Here is a 25,600-nt window from a genome sequence, read left to right as displayed (position 1 = left end):
TTAACACTATCATACATGAAATTATTAGAAGGAAAAACAGCAATCATAACAGGCGCAAGCCGTGGAATTGGAAAAGGAATCGCTGAAGTTTTTGCTCAACATGGTGCAAACGTAGCTTTCACATATAGCGCTTCGGTAGAAGCAGCAAATGAATTAGAAAACCAATTAAATGCTTTAGGTATAAAAGCTAAAGGTTATCAAAGTAATGCCGCTAATTTTGAGGACTCTCAAAAACTTGCTGAAAAGGTTTTAGCTGAATTTGGTAGTATTGATATTTTAGTAAATAATGCAGGAATTACTAAAGATAATTTATTAATGCGAATGGGAGAAGAAGACTTTGATAAAGTGATTGAAGTGAACTTAAAGTCCGTTTTTAATATGACCAAAGCAGTACAACGTACGATGTTAAAACAACGTAAAGGCTCTATCATTAACATGAGTTCTGTAGTTGGAGTTAAAGGAAATGCTGGTCAAACAAATTATGCAGCTTCTAAAGCTGGAATTATTGGTTTCTCAAAATCTGTAGCTTTAGAATTAGGATCTAGAAACATTAGAAGTAACGTGATTGCTCCTGGTTTTATTGAAACAGAAATGACAGCAAAACTAGATGAAGAAACTGTAAAAGGATGGCGTAATGCAATTCCGTTAAAACGTGGTGGAACTCCTGAAGACATTGCCAATGCATGTGTGTTTTTAGCTAGCGACATGAGTGCTTATGTTACTGGCCAGACACTTAACGTTGATGGTGGAATGCTAACTTAGAATTTTAATACAGAGGTCACCTTGAGCGCAGTCGAAAGGTAAATGAATGCAAACAGACACAATAACATATATCATTATATCTGGAATATTAGCGCTAGTATTAGCGCTTTTTCAGTATATTTTTAAATCAAAAAAGACAACCAAGATTTATTGGTTTCTAGCATTCTTAAGGTTTGTTAGTATCTTTTCTATTTTAATGCTTTTAATCAATCCTAAGTTTGATAACGTTTCATTTTATGATGAAAAACCAAATTTGATTATTGCAGTAGACAATTCAGAATCTATCAACTACCTCAATCAATCACAAAACACAACAGATTTAATAGAGACATTAAAACAAAATCAGCTACTTAAAGACAATTTTAATCTGGAATATTACACTTTCGGAAAGTCTGTAATTCAAAGTGACTCTTTAGCTTTTAATGAAAAACAATCTAACATTGCCGAAGTGTTAGACCGTCTATCTGAAGTTTATAATAATTCGGTGTCTCCTACATTGCTAATTACAGATGGTAATCAAACCTATGGTTATGATTATGAGTTTATGACCAACCGTTACAAACAAGCCATATTCCCTGTTATTTTGGGAGATACAACAACCTATACAGATATAAAAATTCAGCAACTAAATGTCAACAGATATGCCTATTTAAAAAATAAATTTCCTGTTGAAATTATTGCAACTTACAATGGAAATAGTACTGTAAATTCTCAATTGAAGATCCAGTCAGGAACCACAACAGTGTTTTCTCAACCTATTACTTTCAGTAAAAATCAAACATCTCAAATAGTTAATTTAGACTTGCCTGCAAATCGAGTAGGAGTTGGAAGTTATAAAGCTGAAATCATTCCGTTAGTTAATGAAAAAAACACTGTCAACAACGTTAAAAACTTTGCTGTTGAAGTTATTGATCAGAAAACAAATGTCGCTATAGTTTCAGATATTATGCATCCCGATTTAGGTGCTTTGAAAAAATCTATTGAAAGTAATGAACAACGCAAAGCAACTATATTAAATACAGTTGATTTTTTAAAGCAATCCGAAGATTTTCAATTAGTTATTACCTATCAGCCTTCAAACAACTTTAGGTCATTATTTAAAGAAATTGATCGTTTAAAATTGAATAAGTTAGTCATTACTGGTACGAAAACAAATTGGTCTTTATTGAATCAATTGCAAACTAATTATAGTCAGCAAATCACAAATCAAACAGAAAATTTTCTGCCTACTGTTAATCAAAATTATAGTACGTTTATTATTGACGATTTAAACTTTGATGAATTTCCTCCTTTGCAATCTGAATTTGGTGAAACAACATTTACTGTTCCTTTTGAAACCTTACTTTTCAAAACTGTTGATGGTACACAATTGGAAGAACCACTTTTGTCAACTTTTGAAATGAATGATAAAAGAGAAGCTTTGCTTTTAGGTGAAGGACTTTGGAGGTGGAGAGCTCAAAGTTATTTAGATGAAAAATCGTTTAATACATTTGATAATTTTATTGGAAAATTGGTTCAATATTTAAGCTCTAAACAAAGACGTTCTCGATTAAATGTTAGTTATGAATCCTTTTATAATGGGAATGATAATGTAAAAATCACAGCACAATACTTTAATAAAAATTATGAATTTGATGCAAATGCGAATATCAATATTGTTTTAAAGAATAAAAGTAACGCTGATATAACAACATTTCCATTTGTATTAAAAAACACAAATTATCAAGTAGACTTAAGCGGTTTAGAAGCTGGAGCATACAGCTTTACAGTAAAAACATCAAGCGGAAATATCTCAAAATCAGGAGAACTTAAAATTCTAGACTACAATGTTGAGCAACAGTTTCTAAATGCTAATGTTTCAAAACTTGAAAACTTGGCGACTAATAGTAATGGTAAGTCATATTTTATTAATAATACAAGTACAATTATAAACGATTTATTATCCGATTCTAGGTTTGCTACTGTTCAAAAAAGCAGTAAAAAAGTCGTACCTTTGATCGATTGGAAATACCTTCTTGCACTCATCGTATTTAGTCTAGCGACAGAGTGGTTTATTAGAAAATATAACGGACTAATATAAAAACAAAAACTATGGAAAAATTACCTAAAGTAGCATTACCTGTAATAATTGGTGCTGTTGTATTAATCATATTATTAGCAAAATCAGCAGTAACAATTGGTCCTGGTGAAGGCGGTGTTTTATTTGAACCGTTTGGTAATGGTATTAATACTGAACGAACTTACGGAGAAGGATTCCATATTGTTGCGCCTTGGAATGATATGATTGTACAAAAAGTGAGACAACAATCAATTTCTGATGATATGAATGTGTTATCTGTAAATGGTTTAGATATTACAGTTAGCGGAACGATTTGGTTTCAACCAGAGTATAAAAACTTAGGTAAATTAATTCAGACTAAAGGTGAAGATTATATTCGTGAATTATTGAGTCCTGCAATTAATGCAGCTGCAAAAAGTGTTGTAGGTCGTTATACACCTGAGCAATTATATTCTAGTAAAAGAGATGTCATAGAACTAGAAATTTTAGAGCAAGTAAAAATAGAACTCGATGGACAATATGTTGTTGTAAAGCGTGTTTTGGTAGAAAATGTAAAGCTACCAACTACAATTAAAGACGCAATTGAACGCAAATTGAAACAAGAACAAGAGTCTTTAGAATATGAATTTAGATTGGAATCAGCAAAAAAAGAAGCTGAGAAAGTAATTATTGAAGCACAAGGTAAAGCAGATGCAAACCGCATTTTAAGTGCGTCATTAACAGATAAGATTCTTCAAGATAAAGGTATTGAAGCTACCGTAAAACTTTCAGAATCACCAAATAGCAAAACTATAATTATAGGTTCTGGAGATTCAGGACTACCTATCATTTTAGGAAACCAATAGCATCGTATCTTGAAATGTTTTAGACTTCTATTATTATTATTATTTAGTATTAATCTTTTCGCACAAGAAAGCGATACAATTCATTATAAAAACTTAGTAGAAGCCTATTACGATAAAGAAACTAAAAAGCCATTATATATCTATGATAATATCAAAGGTATTATCGTAGATACTTTAAAGAATATAGACACTAAAAACTCTTGGTATAAAATTGCTATTTTAGATAGTGAATATGGTTGGTTTAAAATTAAAAACATCCAGAGGTTGCCAAATGCTTACAAAAATTATGGCTACGAAAACTATTGGGTTAAAACTTCAGATTTTTTAATATCTGTTGATCATATTGACAAAAAACATAGAGCATATCTCTATGACGAACCAACGAACGAATCCAATAAAATTCATAAAATAGACAGCTTCAAAACAGTACATGTGACTGAAACTATAGATTTGTGGGCAATGGTAAGCTTCAAAGTTGGAAAGAAAACAATTAGAGGTTGGCTGAGTTTTAAAGATCAATGTGCTTATCCTTGGACAAGTTGTACTAAATATTAAATAATTTATAAAAAATTTGAATGCATTTGGAATTGTAAATTATTATTTGCAATCTTTGTTCAACAAAAAAAACAAATGACTTTTATTCAATTACATCATCATTTTCATACTAGCGCTCAAGCGAGGTGAGAATGTATTGAATAAAATCAACATATTTTAAAAACCGTTTGAGTAAATCAAACGGTTTTTTGTTTTTATAACATTCTGCTTAAAAGATTTACTCAATCAAAAATCAAAAATAAAAATGAGTAAATTAAAAATTGCTGTACAAAAATCGGGAAGACTTCACGATGATTCTATGACCATATTAAAAGATGTTGGAATTTCTATAGACAATGGAAAAGATCAATTAAAGGCATCGGCAAAAAATTTCCCTCTTGAAGTATTTTATCTTAGAAATGGAGATATTCCACAGTATTTAAAAGATGGTGTTGTAGATGCAGCTATCATTGGAGAAAACGTTTTAATTGAAAAAGGAAACGGAATTTCAGTTATAGAAAAACTTGGTTTTTCATCTTGTAAAGTATCCATTGCAGTACCGAAATCTTCAAATTACAAATCCATTATTGACCTAGAAGGTAAGCGTATTGCAACATCTTACCCAAATACTGTTAATCAATTTTTAAATCAAAATAATGTAAACGCAAAGCTACATATCATTAATGGTTCTGTTGAAATTGCGCCAAATATTGGATTGGCAGATGCTATTGTAGATATTGTTTCTAGTGGAAGCACATTGTTTAAAAACGGCCTCAAAGAAGTTGACATTCTATTACAATCTCAAGCTGTACTTGCTGTATCACCACTAATAAATTCTGAAAACCAAAACATTCTAAATAAACTTCAGTTTAGATTACAGTCTGTTTTAAGAGGACGACAAAACAAATATGTGCTCCTTAATGCACCTAATAAAAAACTAGATGACATTGTGAATATTTTACCAGGAATGAATAGTCCAACGATTTTACCTCTAGCAAAAGAAGGTTGGAGTTCATTACATTCTGTGATTAATAAAAATGCTTTTTGGGAAGTTATAGATGAATTAAAACTAAATGGTGCTGAAGGCATTTTAGTTTGTCCAATTGAAAACATGGTGCTCTAATGAAAACAATCATAAATCCAAGTAAAAATGAGTGGTCAAGACTATTAAAACGACCTACACAAACTGTTGAAAACATTGAAGACACTGTAAACGAAATCTTCAATGATGTACAAAGAATAGGAGACAAAGCCATTTCAAAATACACTAAACTATTTGATGGTGTTGCTTTAGAAAACAATGAAGTAACTTCGAAAGAGATTGAAGAAGCCATAAGTCTTGTATCTACTGAATTAAAAAACGCTATACATACGGCTAAATCAAATATCGAAAAGTTTCATGCAGCTCAAAAGACGCAACGTATAACTGTTCAAACAACACCAGGAATTACTTGTTGGCAGGAAAAACGTCCCATACAAAAAATCGGATTATACATTCCAGGAGGAACAGCACCTTTGTTCTCAACAGTCCTAATGTTAGCTATTCCAGCTCAGTTATCAGGCTGCAAAGAGATTGTATTATGTTCTCCTCCAAATAGCGAAGGAAAAATTGCAAAAGAAATTTTATATACAGCACAATTATGTGGAGTGACTAAAATCATAAAAGTTGGAGGCATTCAAGCAATTGCTGGTCTAACATTTGGAACCAAAACCATTCCTCAAGTCTATAAAATTTTTGGACCAGGAAACCAGTTTGTAACAGTCGCAAAACAATTAGCCACAAAACATGGTGTAGCTATAGACATGCCTGCTGGACCAAGTGAATTATTAGTTGTTGCTGACAATTCAGCAAAGGCTAATTATGTTGCTTCAGATCTATTGAGTCAAGCCGAACATGGTGCAGATAGTCAAGTGATTTTAATTTCAACATCAAAACAATTATTGTATGCTGTAGAGAAAGAAATACAAATACAACTTTCAGAATTACCTAGAAAAGAAATGACTAAAAAAGCAATTAATAATTCTAAACTCATCTATGTTGAATCGAATCAAATTGCTTTAGATATGATTAATGAATATGCTCCTGAACACTTCATCATTTGTACAAATAACAATGATTTTTATATTAAAAATATCGAAAACGCAGGATCAGTTTTTATAGGCAATTACACACCTGAAAGTGCTGGAGATTATGCTTCAGGCACAAATCACACCTTACCTACAAATGGATTTAGTAAAGTCTATTCTGGAGTGAATTTAGATAGTTTCACTAAGAGTATAACCTTTCAAAAAATAACAAAAGAAGGTCTATTAAATATTGGTCAGACTATTGAACTTATGGCAGAATCAGAAGGCTTACAAGCTCACAAAAATGCGGTTTCATTGAGATTAAAAGATTTAAAAGAATAACGTATGCTGTATGTGTTTTAGCATGACACAAAATTATGAAACACTGAAATAATTTAGTAAAATAGATATGACAAAAGAATTCAGATTAAATAGTTTAATAAGAGATAATATAAAAGCCATGAAGCCGTATTCATCTGCTAGAGATGAATATAAAGACCTAAACGATGACATGGTGTTTTTAGATGCTAATGAAAATCCTTTTAAAAATGGTTTAAATCGATATCCTGATCCGCAACAACAAAAAGTTAAATCCTTGCTTTCAAAATTAAAGAATATTCCAACGAACCAAATATTATTAGGTAATGGAAGTGATGAAGTTCTTGATTTAATTTATAGAGTATTCTGCGAACCAAGGCTAGATGAAGTCGTAATTATTCGTCCAACTTACGGAATGTATAACGTATTTGCCAATATTAATAATGTTAATATTCGAGAAATCAACTTAGATGCTAATTTTGATATAAATGTAAATACAGTTTGCAATCTCAAAAATAAGAACGCCAAGATTTTATTTTTATGCTCTCCTAATAATCCAACAGGACAAAGCGTTGATCCTAAAAAAATGGAACGTTTATTAAATAAATTTCCTGGTATAGTAGTTATCGATGAAGCCTATATTGATTTTTCAGAAAATGAAAGTTGGTTATCACGTATTAATGAATTCCCAAATTTAATAATCACACAAACCTTATCTAAAGCTTATGGAATGGCAGGAATTAGATTAGGAATTTGTTATGCTTCAAAGAAAATTATTGCTGTTTTAAATAAAATTAAACCACCTTATAACATTAGTGAGTTAACACAACTTAAAGCTATAGAACGCTTATCAGAAACAACAAAAATTTCAGAAGAAATACATAGAATACAACAACAACGCAATTGGTTAATATCTGAATTTAAAACGATTCCGCTTATTCAAAAAATATTCGCTACTGATGCCAATTTTATTTTAGTAAAAGTTGACAATGCAAATAAAAGATATCAAGAGTTAATTGACAAAGGAATCGTTGTTAGAAACAGAACCAATCAACCTCTTTGCGAAAATTGTCTGCGAATAACAGTGGGATCAAAAATTGAAAATATAAAACTAATCACAGCATTAAAATCATTAAAATGAGACGCGTATTATTTATAGACAGAGACGGAACACTCATAAAAGAACCAGCAGATGAACAAATTGATTCCTTTGAAAAATTAGAGTTTTACCCTAAAGTATTTCAATATTTGAGTAAAATAACTAAAGAGCTAGACTTTGAAATCGTTATGATTACAAATCAAGATGGTTTAGGCACAGAAGTTTATCCTGAAAACACTTTTTGGCCTGTTCATAATTTTGTTTTAAAAACTTTCGAATCTGAAGGTATTAAATTTGAAGAACAATTTATAGATAGAACCTTAGCTAAAGACAATGCTCCAACTCGTAAGCCGAATACTGGATTATTGACAAAGTATTTTTCTTCAGAATATGATTTAGAAAACTCTTACGTAATTGGTGATCGATTGACTGATGTGGAACTAGCAAAAAATTTAGGTTCAAAAGGGATTTTCATAAATGACAACACCAATTTAGGTACTGATGAAATTACTGTAAAACGAGAAACTTTAGTAGATTTTATTGCATTAGAAAGTAATGATTGGGAAACCATTTACACCTTTTTGAAAGCTAATGCTAGAACTGGAAACATTGAAAGAAACACCAACGAAACCAAAATTAAAATCGATTTAAATCTTGATGGAACTGGTCAAAGTAATATCGACACTGGAATTGCCTTTTTTGATCACATGCTTGATCAAATTGCGCGACATGGTCAGTTAGACTTAAACATTAAAGTCAATGGAGATTTAGAAATTGATGAACACCACACCATCGAAGATACTGCAATTGCTTTAGGTGAAGTGTTTGCTAAAACTTTAGGAGATAAATTAGGGATTGAACGTTACGGATTTGCACTTCCTATGGACGATTGTATTGCTCATGCTGCAATAGATTTTGGTGGAAGAAATTGGCTAGTTTGGAAAGCAGACTTTAAACGGGAAATGATTGGTAAAATGCCAACCGAAATGTTTTATCACTTTTTTAAATCCTTTACAGATGGCGCAAAATGCAATCTCAATTTAAACGCAGAAGGCAGTAACGAACATCACAAAATAGAAGCCATTTTTAAAGCCTTTGCAAAAGCAATAAAAATGGCAGTTAAACGAGATGTTGAAAAAATGATTTTACCAACTACAAAAGGCATGTTATAATGAATGTAGTTATTATAGATTATGGAGCAGGTAATATTAAAAGCATACAGTTTGCTTTTAAGCGATTAGGAATAGAAACTACATTATCAAATAACCCAAAGGTTATTAAAAATGCTGATAAAGTCATTTTTCCAGGTGTAGGCGAAGCAAATTCAGCAATGAAAATGTTAAAATTAAGCACGCTTGACACACTCATTCCTGATTTAAAACAGCCTGTATTAGGAATATGTTTGGGCATGCAACTCATGTGCAATTATACTGAAGAAGGCAATACCAAAGGGCTTGGTATTTTTAATGTTGATGTAAAACGTTTCAACGATAAGCTTAAGGTTCCACAAATTGGATGGAACACTGTAAAAAATTTAAAATCAGACTTGTTTAAGAATATAAAAGAAGGGGATTACATGTATCTTGTGCATAGTTATTATGCTGAAAACTGTATAGAAACTATTGCCAATTCAGAATATGGTTTAGAATATGCATCAGCTTTAGTAAACAACAACTTTTATGGTGTGCAATTTCACCCAGAAAAGAGCAGTACAAAAGGAGAACAACTATTAAAGAACTTTTTAGAATTATGAGAATTATACCAGCAATCGATATTATAGAAGGAAAATGTGTTCGACTTACCAATGGTGATTATAACACAAAAAAAATATACAATGAAAACCCTGTTGAAGTTGCAAAAGAATTTGAAGCATCAGGAATACAATACCTTCATTTAGTAGACTTAGATGGAGCAAAAGCTAAACATATAGTTAATTACAAAGTTCTGGAACAAATATCTTCAAAAACAAATTTAAAAATTGATTTTGGAGGTGGTCTAAAAACTGATGAAGATTTGCACATCGCATTTAATTCAGGAGCAAAACAAATTACTGGTGGAAGTATTGCTGTAAATAAACCAGAAATATTTGAAAGATGGCTTTCAAAATATGGAGGCGTAAAAATAATGCTTGGAGCAGATTGCAATAATGAAAAAATTGCCGTAAACGCTTGGCTAGAAGATAGTGATATGGAAGTCATTCCTTTTATAAAATCCTATGAAAACAAAGGAATTAATTATGTAATTTGTACCGACATTGCTAAAGATGGCATGCTCGAAGGACCATCTTTTGACCTTTATAAACGTATTTTAAATGAATCAAAAAGCATCAAATTAATAGCATCTGGTGGTGTAACTTCATTAAACGACTTAAATGCATTAGAAGATCTAGGATGTGAAGCTGCTATTATTGGTAAAGCGCTTTATGAAGGCAAAATTTTATTGCGAGATTTAGAAATCTATTCATAATTTATGTTAACAAAACGTATAATTCCGTGTCTGGATATTAAAAACGGCAGAACCGTTAAAGGCATCAATTTCATCAACTTACGTGACGCTGGTGATCCTGTTGAATTAGCAAAACAATATGCAAAACTAGGAGCTGATGAATTAGTGTTTCTAGATATATCAGCAACTATAGAAGGACGTAAAACCATGCACGATATGGTTCTAAAAGTTGCAGAACATGTAAATATCCCTTTTACGGTTGGAGGTGGTATTTCGTCAATTGAAGATGTTGATGATTTGTTGCATTGCGGAGCCGATAAAGTATCTATAAACTCAAGTGCAATAAAACGTCCTGAATTAATTAATGAATTATCAAATAAATTTGGTAGCCAATGTATTGTGGTTGCCATTGATGCCAAACAAATCGAAAATGAGTGGTTTGTTCACTTAGCTGGAGGAACTATTCCTACAGAAATTAAATTATTCGATTGGGCAAAAGAGGTTGAAAAAAGAGGTGCTGGTGAACTATTGTTCACTTCAATGAATAATGACGGAACAAAATTAGGTTTTGCTAATGAAGCTTTATCCAAACTATCAGAAATTGTAAACATTCCTATTATTGCTTCTGGTGGAGCAGGAACAGTTCAACATTTTATAGACACATTTACAAAAGGCAAAGCTGATGCTGCTTTGGCTGCTAGTGTATTTCATTTTGGTGACATTAATATTTTAGAATTAAAAAAAGAATTAAAAGAAAATAGAATAGAAGTAAGATTATTATAATGTCTTTCTGAGTGTAACGATGAATCTAAAAAAATAGATGCTTCACTTCATTCTGAATTATAAAACAAACTAATATGAACATAGATTTCAATAAAAATAACGGACTAGTTCCTGCAATTATACAAGATGCTACGACAAACAATGTATTAATGTTGGGTTATATGAATGAAGAAGCCCTAAAAAAAACTATAGATTTAAATTTAGTAACCTTTTTCAGCAGGACGAAACAACGCATTTGGACTAAAGGAGAAAAAAGTGGAAATGTTCTCAACTTAGTAAGTATAAAACTAGACTGCGATAATGATACGCTCTTAATTAAAGTGCACCCAAAAGGACCAACATGCCACAAAGGCTCAGACAGTTGTTGGAACGAAAACAACTCTCAGCAATATGGTTTTTTAACCGAATTAGAATCCATAATTGAAACAAGAAAAAATAGTGCTTCAAAAGATACGTCTTACATTGCTTCATTATTTTCAAAAGGAATTAATAAAATTGCTCAAAAAGTAGGAGAGGAAGCTGTTGAAGTTATCATCGAAGCAAAAGACACTAATGATGATTTATTTTTAAATGAAAGCGCAGATTTATTATTTCACTATTTGATTTTATTGCAAGCCAAAGGTTACAAAATAGAAAATGTAATAGAAATCTTACAAAAAAGAAGTAGATAATCGTTAGTATTTTCATTTAATCGATAAAAATTCATCGATTATTGTTTATAGTAGGTATATTTCTGTTATATTAGCAAAAATATAATCAACCTAACAAACTCATTATGAATTTAAAAACAAGTTTAATTGTACTAATATGCCTTTTTAGTATCAGTACTACTATTTTAGCTCAAGAATGTGGATTTGACAAACAAAGAGATTTACTGCGTCAAAATCCAGAATTCGTTCAACAAGAATTACAATTTGAACAAAAAATTCAAAATCGCATATTACCAGAAAACATGCAAAGCAGAAGAGCTACTGGTGTTTTAACAATTCCTATTGTTGTTCACGTACTACATTTAGGAGAAGCTGTTGGTTCTGGAACCAATATTTCAGATGCTCAAATTCAAAGTAGTATCGATAATCTTAATGACTTCTACAGAGGTCAAACTGCAGCTAGTCCACTAGATTTTGAAATGGAATTTGCTCTAGCTCAACGTGATCCAGATTGTAATGCTACAACTGGTATAAACAGAATTGATGCTTCAGCAGTACCAAACTATGCTACTGATGGTGTATCTTTTCAAGGTTCAGGAGCAGATCAAAATACATTAAAAGATTTAAGTCGCTGGCCAGAAACAGATTACTTCAATGTTTGGATTGTAACTGAAATTGATGGCAACAATGGAGGTGGAGGTTTTCAAGGCTATGCCAATTTTTATAATGGAAATTTCCGTGAAGGTTCTGTAATGATGTATAGTGTTTTTGGATATGATCCAACGAATGCAAATCCGTCTTGGCCTTTAAATTTCGCAAGAGATAATAGTACTGTTAGCCATGAAGTTGGCCACTACTTTCATTTATACCATACATTTCAAGGTGATGATGCTGACAATAATGGTATTTCAGATCAATGTCCAGACGATAGTGACGTTGGAACTAATGGTGATGGTTGTGCAGACACAGTACGACACCAAAGAGAAACAAGTACCTGTCCAGCAACAAATGCTTGCGATAGTGGAAACCCATGGGCTGATGATAATACCATAAATAATATTATGAGTTATTATTCATGTACAGATTTAATGACTAACGATCAAAAAACAAGAGTTAGAGCTGCAATGGAAGGTACATCACTTGTAAATTCTAAAGGTGATGAGCCTGTAGATCCAACTTATGCAGCTCCAGTTGCTGTTTGTAGTAATAACTTAACTTCTACTAATTCTGCTGGTATTCTCGGTGTTGAATTAAACGGAGTTTCATTTACATCGTTTTCTTCTGCTAGTGATGGCGGAAATATTGATGATTCTGGAAATTGCTCTAATTATTTTGAAATCGATGCGTCAACTTCAAATACAATAAATGTAACTATGTTTCCAAGTAATTTTCAACAATTAGCAATTTGGATTGATTGGAATGACGATGGAGATTTTAATGATGATGCAGAAAAACAACATTATTCTGAAGATATTCTTGAAGATTCAGTCGTTCCTGTTACTTTAACTTATCCTTCATCTATTCCTTATGATGATTATGTTAGAATTCGATTACTTACTGAATTAGATAATAGATATGGTGCGAGTAGTATTGACGATTTACCTTGTGATATGTCTTTACAATATGGACAATCAGAAGATTATGCCATTTATGTGATGCCAGATCTTGCAGGTCCAACAACCTACACCTATAATAATGGATGGTCACCAAGTGATCCAAATGGCGTTGCTACTGCTGGCGAAGATATTATAATTGCTTCTGGAAATGCTAGTATTAATTCAAATACAACTTGTAATAGTTTAACAGTAAATGCTGGAGCTGGCCTTACAGTCGATTCAGGAGCGACACTTACGGCTTCTAACGGTTTAACTTTAGAATCTAGCTCAACGTCTTACTCTAGTTTAATTCTTGATGGGTCTGTTGCTGGAACAATTAATTATGAACGTCATGTAAACATCAATGGTTCTGGTGAAACTGGAAATAACGATTTAATTTCTGCGCCTTTAACTGGTCAAGAATTTGATGACTTTGTAACTGCTAATCCAAATATTTTAAACAATGGCACCTTATATTTATTTGGTCCTTTTGACAAAACTATAGGAGACTATACAACCTACAATGGTTCAGCAACAACAACTCTAGATGCAGGTATTGGTTATAGAGCAGCATCAAGTGACAATGACACATTTACATTTACTGGAGCTGCCAATAGCGGAACAGTAACTCAAGATATTACATATTCTGGACCAACAGATGAACAATGGAACCTTGTTGGAAATCCATATCCTTCATATTTAAATGTGCAAGCATTTCTTAATCACGAAGTAAGTTCTGGTGTGAATAATTTAGATTTAATGAATACAGGAACTGCTGCGATATATGGATATGATGGAAATGCTGCAGACGGTTGGGTTATTTATAACCTAGCAAATACTAATGCGTCAACTGTAATTGCACCTGGTCAAGGATTCTTTGTAAGTGCAGACCCAACGAATGCACCGCTTTACGATTTAGAATTCACACCTACAATGCGATCTACTGGTACAAGTGACGATTTTATTTTAGGTCGTTCTGCAAATTCAACAAATTCAGTTTTAAGCAAATTATTTTTATCAAATTCAACTAAAACGTCAAATACAAGTATCTACTTTATTGAAGGTACAACGAGAGGTTTAGATAATGGCTATGATGCTAGTTCTTACCAAAGAATGTCTGGTGAACTTTCAATATTTACGCATCTTTTAGAAGACAATAATGGGTTAGATATCGCAATTCAATCATTACCATACAATGACTTTAATGATGTTGTGATTCCTTTAGGCATAAACGCAGGAGCAGGAAATCAAATGACTATAGGTCTTGAGACTAGTTCATCGTTACCTTCTAACATTAATGTATATTTAGAAGATACTCAAAAGAATACGTTTACATTACTGAATACTTCAGATTATGTATTTACACCTACAACTGATCTAGCTGGTGTTGGTCGTTTCTTTTTGAGATATTCTTCAAATACTATTGCTTTAAATTCAAATGATGACCTTAATGAGTTAATCATTTATCCAAATGAAAGTCATAACGATATTATCATTAAAGGGATGCTAACTGCAACAACAAATGCTGATTTGTATGATATTCAAGGACGTTTGGTATTAAGTAATACATTAGATCAATCTAACTTGACCAATACAATTGATGTATCATCAATTAGTTCTGGCGTTTATATTATTAGAGTTTCTAATAAAAATAGCACTAAGACACAAAAACTTATTATTAAATAGTAAAAAATTTATTCTTAAAAAAATTGAAATATAAACTGCCACTAAACTTAATTAGTGGCAGTTTTTTTTTCTAATGTAGAACGTTTAATCTTACATTAGAACCACATAAATTATTATTTATTATTCCCAATAATAGTAAGCGTTTGATTTATCCAATCACTATCAAAATCTAATGCTATCTCAGGAGTAATACCTTTGCCCTCATATTCATAAAATTCGTGGAAGTTCATGTCTGTAGGTGTTATTCTAAAATAACCTGAAGGTGTATCATAGCTTCTGCCGTAATTAAGTCCATAAGCGATGATTCCAAAAGTAGCTTGACCTAAGTGTTGAGTGTTTTTTAAATTTTTAAGTTTTACTGTAAATTGCTCACCATTACTCCCTGTAAAACAATTAGTTAAAACATAAATATTTTTATTTTTTAAAAGCTTCAAAAACGGGTCTGAGAATTTTTTATTTCCACCACTATTACTTCTAAGGTCAACGATAACATTCTCAGCAGTAAGTTTATTTTCAACATCTTTAAAGAATTTTTGATGTTCACTTTTCTTACTGTTACTGAAATCTCCAAAGTATAAGTACTGTGTATTCTCATTGATTTGTTTAAAATCTAATTGAGGCAAACTAGCGTCACGAAATTCGTTGTTATCTGTGTTCCCTTCTTTTTTATAAGACCATAATCTGCCATTTTCAAAAGTGAAGCTTTTTACTTGACTAGGTGTTCTAGTAATTCTATCATAATGATATACATTATATTTATGACCAGTTGTATGTGTCGCGTAAAATCTAATTTCCCCAGCTTCCCATTGATTCAAACTACTTTCTAAAACCACACCAATTAAGTCTTTTTGGTTGCCTGCATAATAGATACCAATTTTTTGCTCATCACCATAATAATCATAAATCCCTTCTATATCTTCTAGTGCTTTTTTAGATAATTCTTCTTGTAATTCTGAAAGATTACGAGTAGTTCTAGGATGGTTTTTATACCGCTCTGTAGCCTTGAAAGCTGCTAACTTAATCTCATCTTTTGAATCTTCTTCAGATAAATAAATTTCATTTACTTTAATTGATGCATGGTTATCATTAATGAAAGACATTTGTTTTAATAGCATTTTATAGCAATCTTCAATTAAAATGGGCTGTTGCATTTTAGTTGAAAGTGTATGATATGAATTTGTAAACTGAGTCGCTTTTTCGCCTTTTATTTGCTTCTTATATGAAGGCATTTTTTTAATTTTTTGAACTATAAAATCCAAATCAGTTTTGCAATCGCAGGTATGAGATTGAGAAAAAGCTGAAGCTACTGTGAATAAAAAAATGATACAAATTGCTGTTGAAATTTTCATTATTAATTGATTTATGTGATTAAATTTTCTGAAACAAATATATTTCAGAAATCACATATAATCGAATTACAATAGGTGTTTGGGACGAAACACACTTAATCTGTGGCGGAATTTAACTGTGCTTTTACATTATCTAAATACGTTTTAGAAATTGGCACTTCAATATCGTATGCGAGTAATAAAAAATGTTTCCCTTTTTCAGTTTTCCAAGATTGAAAATGAAATGGGTTGATAATAAAACTACGATGTGTTCTTAATAATTCTGGAAATGATTCGTCAATAACAGATAATTTATTTCTGATGAGTGTTTTCTTTAAATTAGCTCCATTGAAATAAAAAACTTCGATATAATTATCAGAAGATTGAATGCAGATTAATTCATTTAACTGAAGTCGTAAACTTTCATAATTGCCTTCCCCTTGAATTTCAATTTTTTGTTCTTCTAATTTCTTCTCTTTATATTTTCCGAAGGCAAAGCGACCTATTATTACAATTGGCAATATGGTTAGCATCGCAGGGAAAATAATTGATTTCAGATGATACCAAAAAGTGTAAGCATTTGGATGCCATTCCACAATGAAATGCAAGTAAAAAAGACGTAATCCAAAAATTGCAAAAACTATAAATAAACCTAAAACGAGTAGTTCTTTTGAAAGTTTCCATTTAGCGTTACTTTTTTTTAACAACCACATCTGAAACGGAAGAACCATAACATACAACAAGGCTCCTATTAATCCGTAAAGAGGTAAATATATTAATTTTTCTGTGTTTTCAAACTCATTCACATCAAGTGGTTCTGTGAAATATAGAAATACAAAAATCCAAACACATAAACCTAATGCAATGAGCAAATGGTGTTTTATTGAAGGATCAAATGGATATGTTTTAGACACTAGTAAATTTTATGCTTAAAAATAAAACTTCAATATAGAACTACCAATAACAAAGACATCAAAAATTTTGTAAAAACTCATAAAATAGCGTTCTTGCTAATATGTTTAATAAGAAACGTTACTATTATTTAATTAAGATTCAATACTTAGGATATCGATTTCATGGTTGGCAAAAACAACCTAAACTGAAAACGATTCATTTAATGATAGATAGAACACTAAATTTCATTCTTAAAGGCAAAGATTTTAAAACCTTAGGCTCTGGAAGAACTGATGCCATGGTTTCTGCAAATGAAACGGCATTCGAACTTTTTATTTATGAAAAGATAGAAGACGAAACGGCCTTTTTAGAATTGTTTAATCACAACCTTCCACAAGACTTAAGAGCTTTAGCAATAGAAGAAGTTGATGCCGAATTTAACATCATTCAGCATTCAAAAATTAAAGAATATATTTACCTATTCACATTCGGACAAAAATGTCATCCGTTTTGTGCACCTTTAATGACTACCATTCTTGATGATTTGGATATTGAACTTATGAAAAAAGGTGCAACTCTTTTCGAAGGAGTGCATAATTTCAAACCGTATTGTTTTAGAGCTACAGACAAAGGGTTGTATATTCGAGAAGTTGAAAGCTGTCAATTGGTTGAAAACACTTTGTATACTGCAAATTTCTTTCCGAAGCAAACATACACGCTAATTGTAAAAGGAAAAGGTTTTGGACGTAATCAAATTCGGCTAATGATGGGAACACTAATCAAATTGGGTAGAGGAGAAGTGGACTTAAATTACATTCAAAATTCATTAAAACCTGAAAGTACAGAAGTGATGGATTTTATTGCTCCTGCTTCTGGACTAATTTTAAATTCAGTGAATTTTGAATAAGCTAGTCTAGTTTTCTATTTTTAAAAATTGCCCAACTCACGAATACCAAAGCACTAAAAAGTATAGAATTCTCTATAATATACGATGCAATAATAATTATGATATCAGTATTAAACTGATTTGTTTCCATCATGTAATCTCTATGATATGATGCATTAATAATTACTAATTTTTCAAACATTGATCCTGAGAAAAGAGAAACAATAAACACTAAAAATGTAATGCTAAAAATATTTAGCATTTTATTAGCGATTCTTTTTAACCAGAAAAACTGAAGCAATCCACAAAAAACAATTGGCCTGATTAACATAAGCCAATAAGCCCAAGCATATGGACCAGTAGCTCTTTCAGAAAAGAAATCAAATTCTTTCGAAGCGTAATAAAAACCTAAAGACACTGTATAAATAACCATGTAAAAAATGGCTAAGTTTCTTGACACAAAAACTGCATACTCAATAAATATTTTTAGTTCTTTCTTTTTAAAGAAAACAAAAACCACTAAAGCCAATATTGTTACTATACCAAATCCGAAAAACAATCCTTCAAGAAATTCACAGATAGCTCTAATTATTTTATATGCCTGAGTATCCATTTACAATTTACTTTTGGCATGCTCTAGACCCAATTCAATATAATACAATAATTCTATTTCGGTTGTAATACCATCTTGTGAAACATAAACAAATTCTTTCATTGGTCGTTTTGTAAAATCCATTGGTCTTACATTATCTTTGACTAATTCTGCTTCTATTTTATCTGAAAGAATTCTTACCATTAAATCTTCTTTAACGATACCAACAGTCATTTTTCCATTATATAAATAACAGATGCCTCCAAACATTTTCTTTTCAGTGAATGCCTCAGGAAATAATTTAAGCTGTTCTCTTATTCTGTTTGCGAGTTGTTCGTTGAAAGCCATAATTTAAATTTTCAGCCTTGAAGATGCCATGACACGTTGATCTGCGTAATTACCTTCTAAATATTTAAAATGCCCAACGATGGCTATCATTGCGGCATTATCAGTCGTGTATTCAAACTTTGGAATGTAGGTCGTCCAGCCAAACTTTTGTTCTCCATCTTTCAATGCTTGCCGAATTCCAGTATTTGCCGAAACACCTCCACCAATTGCGATATGAGTAATGCCAGTTTCTTTAGTCGCTAGTTTCAACTTGTCAATTAAAATTCCAATAATTGTATATTGGATAGAGGCACAAATGTCATTCAAATTCGCTTCAATAAAATTCGGGTTGGCTTTAACTTGTTTCTGAATGAAATATAATATCTGAGTTTTCAATCCTGAAAAACTAAAATTCAAGCCGCCAACTTTTGGCTTTGTAAATTGATATGCTTTCGGGTTTCCTAGCTTTGCTCGTCTATCAATTTCTGGTCCAGCAGGATAACCTAAACCTAAAATTTTTCCACTTTTGTCAAATGCTTCACCAACAGCATCATCAATAGTTTCTCCTATAACATCCATTTCAAAATATGAAGACACATTTACAATTTGCGTATGTCCTCCAGAAATGGTCATTGCCAAAAACGGGAAAGGCGGTTTAACAAAATCTGGTTCTTCAATAAAATGAGCCAAAATATGAGCTTGCATATGGTTCACATCTATCAAAGGAATATCTAATCCGTAAGCCAATGATTTTGCAAAAGAAGTGCCAACCAATAACGAACCCATTAATCCTGGTCCACGAGTAAAAGCGATGGCACTTAATTGTGATTTATCAATATTCGCTTTTTTTAGCGCTTGATCTACAACAGGAACTATGTTTTGTTGATGTGCTCTTGATGCCAATTCAGGAACAACGCCTCCATAAGCTTCATGTATTTTTTGAGTCGCTACAATGTTGCTCAAAATTTTACCGTTAAGCATTACTGCTGCTGCAGTATCATCACATGACGACTCAATTGCAAGAATATATATATTTTGTGAGCTCATTAATATAAATTAGGCACAATAATTGTTAATTTTGAGGTCAAAGTTATAACTTTTAAAGGCGTATCAAAAAATTCCTAAAAATACTATCAAAAATAGTAGCAATTGTTTTATTGCTGTTCATCATTTTGGTGCTAATATTATCTATTCCTGCAGTTCAAACTTCTTTGGGAAAATATGCAACAAATTGGGTTAATGATGAATTTGGTACAAATATCAATATTGGAAAAGTCGGACTTCAATTTAATGGTGATGTTGAGTTAAAAGAAATCTACGTTGAAGACTATAAAAAAGACACCCTTATTGCCATTCAAGAATTAAACACTTCAATTCTTAACTATAGGAACCTTTCAAATGGTAAACTCAATTTCGGTGACATTGATATTATTAATTTAATATTCAATATTAAAACCTATGAAGGAGAATCAGATACTAATCTAGACGTATTTGTTGCAAGATTTGATGAAGATAATCCACGTCCTGGAAAAAGCGGATTCTTATTATCTTCTAGTGATGTTTCAATTTATGAGAGTACATTTCGACTTATTGATGAAAATAGAGAAACACATAAAGTTTTAGAGTTTACCGATTTAAATATAAACGCAACAAATTTTGTAATTGATGGTAGCGATGTAAGAACCCGAATTAACACATTGGCATTTGTAGATAGTAGAGGTGCTCATATTAAAAATCTCATGACAGATTTTGAGTATACGCTTACGCATATGAATTTTAATAATCTAAGCATTAAAACCGATAAGTCAATTTTAAAAGGGAAATTACGTTTTGATTACAATCGTGAAGATTTCAAAGATTTTGAAGATAAGGTACAAGTCACAGCAGATTTTTTAGATTCTGAAGTCGCTTTAAATGATTTAAATACATTTTATAATGAATTCGGTATCGATCAAAAAGCAACACTTAATGTGAATTTAACAGGAACTTTAAATGATTTGAACGCCAATAACCTTCAATTAAATGCCAGTGGAAGAACTCAAATTTTTGGCGACTTAAATTTCAAAAACCTCTTTAGTAGTGCTGAAGGTGATTTTTCTATGAATGGACGCTATGACAACCTAACGTCAAACTATTACGATTTAAAGGCACTGCTACCAAATATTTTAGGCGAATCAATTCCAACCGTGTTTTCAAAACTTGGAAATTTTAAAATTACAGGCACATCTTACATAACTGATACAACTATTGATGCAAATATTAACATTAATACCGATTTAGGAATTATTGTTTCTGATATGAAAATGACACATGTTGACGATATTGATAATGCAAATTATATAGGAAATGTCGTTTTTGATGAGTTCGATTTAGGTGTATTATTAAACGATCCAGTAGTAAAAACGACATCTTTTGACTTAGATGTTGATGGAAAAGGATTTACAGTTAAAAATTTAAGCACTCAAATTTCAGGTGAAGTTTTTCAAATTGAATACAATGATTATAACTATCAAGATATTAATGTTTCTGGTAAATTAGGAAATCAAGTCTTTAATGGACTTCTTGAATCTAAAGATGAAAACTTTAAATTTAAATTTAATGGTTTAGCCGATTTATCAAAAGAGATTAAAAGCTTCGACTTTAACGCAGATGTAGACTATGCAAATCTTAAAGCTTTAAATTTTATAGAAAAAGATAGCGTTTCAGTATTTAAAGGCATTGTAACAATGTCAATGAAAGGATCTGGTATCGATGATGCTTTTGGTTCTCTAAATTTTAAAAACACTACTTACATCAATGAAAATGACAATTACTATTTTGAGGATTTTATAGTAACATCTTCATTTATTGGCAAACAACGAACTCTAAAAATAAATTCACCAGATATTATTGAAGGCACCATGAAAGGTGATTTCAAATTTGTAGATCTTGCTAAACTTGCAGAGAATTCAGTAGGAAGTATTTATACCAATTATTTACCTCATAAAATTGAAACAGATCAATATGTAGAATTCAATTTCAAGATTTACAACAAGATCGTTGAAGCATTTTACCACGATTTAGAATTGGGTCCCAATACCACTATAAAAGGACGAATTGAAACCAACGAGAAAAAATTCAACCTTACGTTTAAATCACCTCATATAAAGCTCAAAGATTATTATGCAAATGATTTATCTGTTTTAGTAGATAATAGTAATCCTGTTTTCAACACCTATATTGAAGTGGATTCATTGCAAACAGATTTTTATAATGTATCCGATTTTAGCTTAATTAACGTAACGCAAAGAGATACTTTATTTATTAAATCTGAATTTAAAGGCGGAACGCAAAATACTGATAATTTCGATTTAAGTCTATATTATACCATAAATGAAGAACAGAACTCTGTTGTAGGATTTAGAAAATCTGATATTACTTTTAAAGAGAACACATGGACAATTAATGAAGATAAAAATAATGCCAATAAAATAACGTTCGATAGAAATTTCGAATCTTTTGACATTGACAATATTATGATGACTCACTTTGATGAACAAATTGAACTTTATGGCAATATTGATAATGCAAAAACAAAAGACATCAATCTTAATTTTACAGAGGTAGATTTAACTAAGATAACTCCTAGAATAGACAGCCTAAGCTTAGCAGGAAAAGTCAATGGAGGTCTTAAAATCCTGCAAAAAGATGGTATTTATTTACCAACATCTAGTGTTACCATAAGTGACTTAAGGGCAAATGACTACGAACTTGGAGAACTAAAAGCTATCGTTTCTGGAAATCAATCGCTAACCAATTATGTTGTAGATCTTAGCTTAAAAAATGATAATTTAAAATCTTTAGCAGCCAAAGGCACGATCGATGTTAGCGAGAACAATTCTAATATTGACCTAAATGTTAATTTTGATGAGTTTTTATTAGATCCATTGGATCCGTTTGGAGAAGGTGTTATTACGAATATTAGAGGTTTAGTAACTGGTAATGCCAAAGTAACTGGAAGTTTGGAAAACCCTCAATTTAATGGCGATTTATTACTAGATAATGCTGGCTTAACAATTCCATACCTTAATGTTGATTATAGTTTTGATTTTGATTCTCGTGTAAAATTAGAATCTCAAAAATTCATTTTTCAAAATGTAGAAATTACTGATTCTGAATATTTCTCAAAAGCGACTCTAAACGGTTTCATAGGTCATAATAACTTTTCAGATTGGAAACTAGGTTTAGAAATTGATACGTCTAGACTTCTAGTATTGAATACAGAGTATGATGAAGAAGAGTTGTATTACGGAACAGGTTTTGTAAACGGGAAAGCAGATATAATTGGCCCTACAGATGCTCTTAAAATTGTTTTTAATGGTAGTACTGCTGAAGGTACAATATTTAAAATCCCATTAAGTGACTTAGAAACTTATGGTGACAACTCATACATTCGATTTTTATCACCTGAAGAAAAGAATGCAAGAAAGAACGGAGAAATCATTCAAGAAAATGAATTCAAAGGTTTAGAATTGGAGTTCAACTTATTTGTAAATCCTTATGCAGATATTGAAATCGTAATCGATAAAAATTCAGGAAGTACAATTCATGGCAAAGGAAATGGGAATTTACTATTTGATATTAATACCAACGGAAAATTTCAAATGTTTGGCGATTTTCAAATAGAAGAAGGTGATTATAATTTCGCTTATGGAGGATTAGTCCAGAAAAAATTAACCGTTGTTCCTGGTGGTTCCATTCGTTGGGAAGGTGATCCGCTTAAAGCACAAATAGGATTAACTGCCATATACAAAGCACAAGCAAATCCTTCAGTATTATTAGACAATCCAATTAATAGAAATATTGATGTTGAAGTAAAAATTAATCTTGCTGGACAATTAGAACAGCCAGAACCAGATTTCAGTTTCGATTTCCCAAATGTGGATTCAAATATCAGATCTGAATTAGAATACCGATTAGAAACCAAAGAGTCTAGAGAGTTTCAAGCACTTAACGTCTTGTCTTTTGGGTCTTTTGCTAGTGAATTTAGCTTAGGTCAAAATGCCTATGGAACGATTTCAGATCGTGTGAACTCACTGTTTAATAGTATTTTAGGTAACGATGGCAGCGATAAAATTAATATTGGTGTTAATTATCAAGTTGGTCAACAAACCACAGAATATGAAACAAATGATGAAATTGGACTCACTCTCAGCACCAAAATTAGTGACAGAGTACTTGTTAATGGAAAAGTTGGAGTGCCAATAGGTGGTGTGAGTGAAACCGTTATTGCAGGTGATGTTCAAATAGATGTACTTTTAAATGAAGAAGGAACACTAACTGCCAAATTTTTTAATAGAGAAAATAACATTAGAAATTTTGGAGAAGAAATTGGTTATACTCAAGGTGTTGGTTTATCTTATAATGTAGAATTTGATACTTTTAAAGAATTAATTCAAATCATTTTCACTGGAAAAAACAAAAAAGAAGAAAAACAAAAAGAAGAGAAGCCGAAAGAAGATGAAGAAAAACTACTACCAGATTTCATAAATGTGAAGTCCAAAAATGATAAAAAGAACAAATAATCTTCTGCTTTTATCATTATTTTCAATTAGTTATTAACGAAAACGTTTGAAATTTTTTCGTGCTGTTAAATTATCACAAATACCACAGTTAATTTAGTTTATGTTTACTAATTTTACTAAAACAAACGTGTTTTTATGTTACACACCATTAAGAAAATAGGAGTATTAACCTCTGGAGGAGATTCTCCAGGAATGAATGCTGGAATCCGTTCTGTCGTAAGAACATGTGCGTTTCACAACATCGAATGTATCGGTATTTATAGAGGCTACGAAGGCATGATTGAAGGGGATTTCAAATCCATGAATGCACGTAGTGTAAAAGGCATTATTAATAAAGGTGGTACAATTTTAAAATCAGCGCGTTCAAAAGAATTCAGAACAGTCGAAGGACGCAAAAAAGCACATGAACAACTTGTAAAAGCAGGTATTAATGCCTTTGTAGTTATTGGTGGTGATGGTAGTTTTACTGGAGCAATGATTTTTAGTCAAGAGTATAATATGCCAGTCATGGGTATTCCTGGTACGATTGATAATGATATCTTCGGAACCACGCATACTTTAGGTTACGATACAGCTTTAAATACAGTTGTAGATGTCATCGATAAAATTCGAGATACTGCAAGTTCTCATAACAGATTATTTTTTGTTGAAGTCATGGGAAGAGATGTCGGACATATTGCATTAAATGTAGGTGTTGGAGCAGGAGCTGAAGAAATCTTAATTCCTGAAGAAGACTTAGGTTTAGATCGTCTTTTAGAATCTTTAAGGCGCAGTAAACAATCTGGAAAATCATCTAGTATAGTAGTTGTGGCTGAAGGTGACAAAATCGGAAAAAGTGTATTTGAACTAAAAGATTACGTCGAAGAACACATGACCGAATATGAAGTACGTGTTTCTGTACTTGGTCATATGCAACGTGGTGGTTCTCCTTCCTGTTTTGATCGCGTATTAGCGAGTAGAATGGGAGTGAAGGCTGTTGAAAGCTTAATTACAGGAAAAACAAATTGTATGGTTGGCTTAAAAAATGATGTTATGGCATTGACGCCTTTAGATCAAGCTATTAAAGGACAATCAAAAATAAATTTAGAATTATTACGTGTATCAGATATCATGTCTATATAAGTAATCTCAAAATAATTGAATATAAATAATTAGAAAACTAAAAA

At 31.4% G+C, this 25,600-nt stretch carries 21 protein-coding genes; 16 read left to right on the top strand and 5 right to left on the bottom strand.

Going from position 1 to position 25,600, the window contains the following annotated elements; genetic code table 11:
• The first annotated feature begins 15 nt into the window (after nucleotides 1–15).
• The 13 genes from fabG (at nucleotide 16) to MUN68_RS06905 (ending at nucleotide 14,843) form a co-directional block, all read left to right on the top strand.
• On the top strand, nucleotides 16–762 hold the full coding sequence (gene fabG, locus MUN68_RS06965) for a 3-oxoacyl-[acyl-carrier-protein] reductase (protein ID WP_249994328.1): 747 nt from the start codon (nucleotides 16–18) through the stop codon (nucleotides 760–762).
• 46 nt (nucleotides 763–808) lie between these two features.
• A complete protein-coding gene (locus tag MUN68_RS06960; RefSeq protein ID WP_249994327.1) occupies nucleotides 809–2,842 on the top strand; it encodes a VWA domain-containing protein in 2,034 nt (677 codons plus the stop codon).
• 11 nt (nucleotides 2,843–2,853) lie between these two features.
• Entirely contained in the window at nucleotides 2,854–3,666 is an 813-nt protein-coding gene (locus MUN68_RS06955) for a prohibitin family protein (RefSeq protein ID WP_249994325.1), read from the top strand.
• A 9-nt stretch (nucleotides 3,667–3,675) separates the two neighbouring features.
• Nucleotides 3,676–4,221, top strand: a complete 546-nt coding sequence (locus MUN68_RS06950) for a hypothetical protein (RefSeq protein ID WP_249994323.1) — start codon at nucleotides 3,676–3,678, stop codon at nucleotides 4,219–4,221.
• A 244-nt stretch (nucleotides 4,222–4,465) separates the two neighbouring features.
• On the top strand, nucleotides 4,466–5,323 hold the full coding sequence (hisG, locus tag MUN68_RS06945; RefSeq protein ID WP_249994321.1) for an ATP phosphoribosyltransferase: 858 nt from the start codon (nucleotides 4,466–4,468) through the stop codon (nucleotides 5,321–5,323).
• Complete coding sequence (gene hisD / locus MUN68_RS06940; RefSeq protein WP_249994319.1) at nucleotides 5,323–6,609, top strand: histidinol dehydrogenase; 1,287 nt, start codon at nucleotides 5,323–5,325, stop codon at nucleotides 6,607–6,609. Before hisG ends, hisD begins: the two co-directional genes overlap by 1 nt.
• 67 nt (nucleotides 6,610–6,676) lie before the next feature.
• Nucleotides 6,677–7,726, top strand: coding sequence for a histidinol-phosphate transaminase (gene hisC / locus MUN68_RS06935; protein WP_249994317.1), 1,050 nt, complete (start codon nucleotides 6,677–6,679; stop codon nucleotides 7,724–7,726).
• The gene (gene hisB, locus MUN68_RS06930; protein ID WP_249994314.1) at nucleotides 7,723–8,856 is read left to right on the top strand and encodes a bifunctional histidinol-phosphatase/imidazoleglycerol-phosphate dehydratase HisB; all 1,134 of its coding nucleotides are present in this window, start codon (nucleotides 7,723–7,725) and stop codon (nucleotides 8,854–8,856) included. The genes hisC and hisB overlap by 4 nt, the downstream gene beginning before the upstream one ends.
• On the top strand, nucleotides 8,856–9,437 hold the full coding sequence (gene hisH / locus MUN68_RS06925) for an imidazole glycerol phosphate synthase subunit HisH (protein WP_249994312.1): 582 nt from the start codon (nucleotides 8,856–8,858) through the stop codon (nucleotides 9,435–9,437). The genes hisB and hisH overlap by 1 nt, the downstream gene beginning before the upstream one ends.
• On the top strand, nucleotides 9,434–10,150 hold the full coding sequence (gene hisA / locus MUN68_RS06920; RefSeq protein WP_249994302.1) for a 1-(5-phosphoribosyl)-5-[(5-phosphoribosylamino)methylideneamino]imidazole-4-carboxamide isomerase: 717 nt from the start codon (nucleotides 9,434–9,436) through the stop codon (nucleotides 10,148–10,150). Before hisH ends, hisA begins: the two co-directional genes overlap by 4 nt.
• Nucleotides 10,151–10,153: 3 nt before the next feature.
• Nucleotides 10,154–10,912 (top strand): imidazole glycerol phosphate synthase subunit HisF, encoded by a 759-nt coding sequence (hisF, locus tag MUN68_RS06915; RefSeq protein ID WP_249994300.1) that lies wholly within the window; start codon nucleotides 10,154–10,156, stop codon nucleotides 10,910–10,912.
• Nucleotides 10,913–10,986: 74 nt separating this feature from the next.
• The gene (hisIE, locus tag MUN68_RS06910; protein ID WP_249994294.1) at nucleotides 10,987–11,583 is read left to right on the top strand and encodes a bifunctional phosphoribosyl-AMP cyclohydrolase/phosphoribosyl-ATP diphosphatase HisIE; all 597 of its coding nucleotides are present in this window, start codon (nucleotides 10,987–10,989) and stop codon (nucleotides 11,581–11,583) included.
• Between the two features lie 104 nt (nucleotides 11,584–11,687).
• Nucleotides 11,688–14,843 (top strand): zinc-dependent metalloprotease, encoded by a 3,156-nt coding sequence (locus MUN68_RS06905; RefSeq protein WP_249994284.1) that lies wholly within the window; start codon nucleotides 11,688–11,690, stop codon nucleotides 14,841–14,843.
• A 113-nt stretch (nucleotides 14,844–14,956) separates the two neighbouring features.
• Here the strand turns inward: MUN68_RS06905 and MUN68_RS06900 are convergent, their stop codons facing one another.
• Together MUN68_RS06900 and MUN68_RS06895 are read right to left on the bottom strand one after the other, a co-directional pair.
• Complete coding sequence (locus MUN68_RS06900; protein ID WP_249994273.1) at nucleotides 14,957–16,192, bottom strand: S41 family peptidase; 1,236 nt, start codon at nucleotides 16,190–16,192, stop codon at nucleotides 14,957–14,959.
• Between the two features lie 95 nt (nucleotides 16,193–16,287).
• On the bottom strand, nucleotides 16,288–17,085 hold the full coding sequence (locus tag MUN68_RS06895) for a LytTR family DNA-binding domain-containing protein (protein WP_249994272.1): 798 nt from the start codon (nucleotides 17,083–17,085) through the stop codon (nucleotides 16,288–16,290).
• A gap of 101 nt (nucleotides 17,086–17,186) precedes the next feature.
• Here MUN68_RS06895 and MUN68_RS06890 point away from each other — a divergent pair, with 101 nt between their 5' ends.
• Nucleotides 17,187–17,972 carry a tRNA pseudouridine synthase A gene (locus tag MUN68_RS06890; protein ID WP_249994271.1) on the top strand — a complete coding sequence of 262 codons (786 nt, stop codon included), beginning with the start codon at nucleotides 17,187–17,189 and terminating at the stop codon, nucleotides 17,970–17,972.
• Nucleotide 17,973: 1 nt separating this feature from the next.
• Here the strand turns inward: MUN68_RS06890 and MUN68_RS06885 are convergent, their stop codons facing one another.
• The 3 genes from MUN68_RS06885 to tsaD are packed head-to-tail and all read right to left on the bottom strand — an operon-like array spanning nucleotide 17,974 to nucleotide 19,917.
• Nucleotides 17,974–18,564, bottom strand: coding sequence for a hypothetical protein (locus MUN68_RS06885; RefSeq protein WP_249994270.1), 591 nt, complete (start codon nucleotides 18,562–18,564; stop codon nucleotides 17,974–17,976).
• A complete protein-coding gene (locus tag MUN68_RS06880; RefSeq protein WP_249994269.1) occupies nucleotides 18,565–18,891 on the bottom strand; it encodes a TfoX/Sxy family protein in 327 nt (108 codons plus the stop codon). It lies immediately after the preceding gene.
• 3 nt (nucleotides 18,892–18,894) lie between these two features.
• On the bottom strand, nucleotides 18,895–19,917 hold the full coding sequence (tsaD, locus tag MUN68_RS06875; RefSeq protein WP_249994268.1) for a tRNA (adenosine(37)-N6)-threonylcarbamoyltransferase complex transferase subunit TsaD: 1,023 nt from the start codon (nucleotides 19,915–19,917) through the stop codon (nucleotides 18,895–18,897).
• A gap of 164 nt (nucleotides 19,918–20,081) precedes the next feature.
• On the opposite strand from tsaD, the gene MUN68_RS06870 reads away from it, so the two are divergent.
• Both MUN68_RS06870 and pfkA read left to right on the top strand, forming a co-directional pair.
• Entirely contained in the window at nucleotides 20,082–24,434 is a 4,353-nt protein-coding gene (locus MUN68_RS06870; protein WP_272792421.1) for a translocation/assembly module TamB domain-containing protein, read from the top strand.
• Nucleotides 24,435–24,569: 135 nt separating this feature from the next.
• On the top strand, nucleotides 24,570–25,556 hold the full coding sequence (pfkA, locus tag MUN68_RS06865) for a 6-phosphofructokinase (protein ID WP_249994266.1): 987 nt from the start codon (nucleotides 24,570–24,572) through the stop codon (nucleotides 25,554–25,556).
• The last annotated feature ends 44 nt before the right edge of the window (nucleotides 25,557–25,600 follow it).

Source organism: Psychroserpens ponticola, from assembly GCF_023556315.2.
In the GTDB taxonomy this organism is placed as follows: Bacteria; Bacteroidota; Bacteroidia; order Flavobacteriales; family Flavobacteriaceae; genus Psychroserpens; species Psychroserpens ponticola.
Note: the sequence above shows the minus strand (reverse complement) of the source record. Positions and strands in the feature narration are given on the sequence as shown.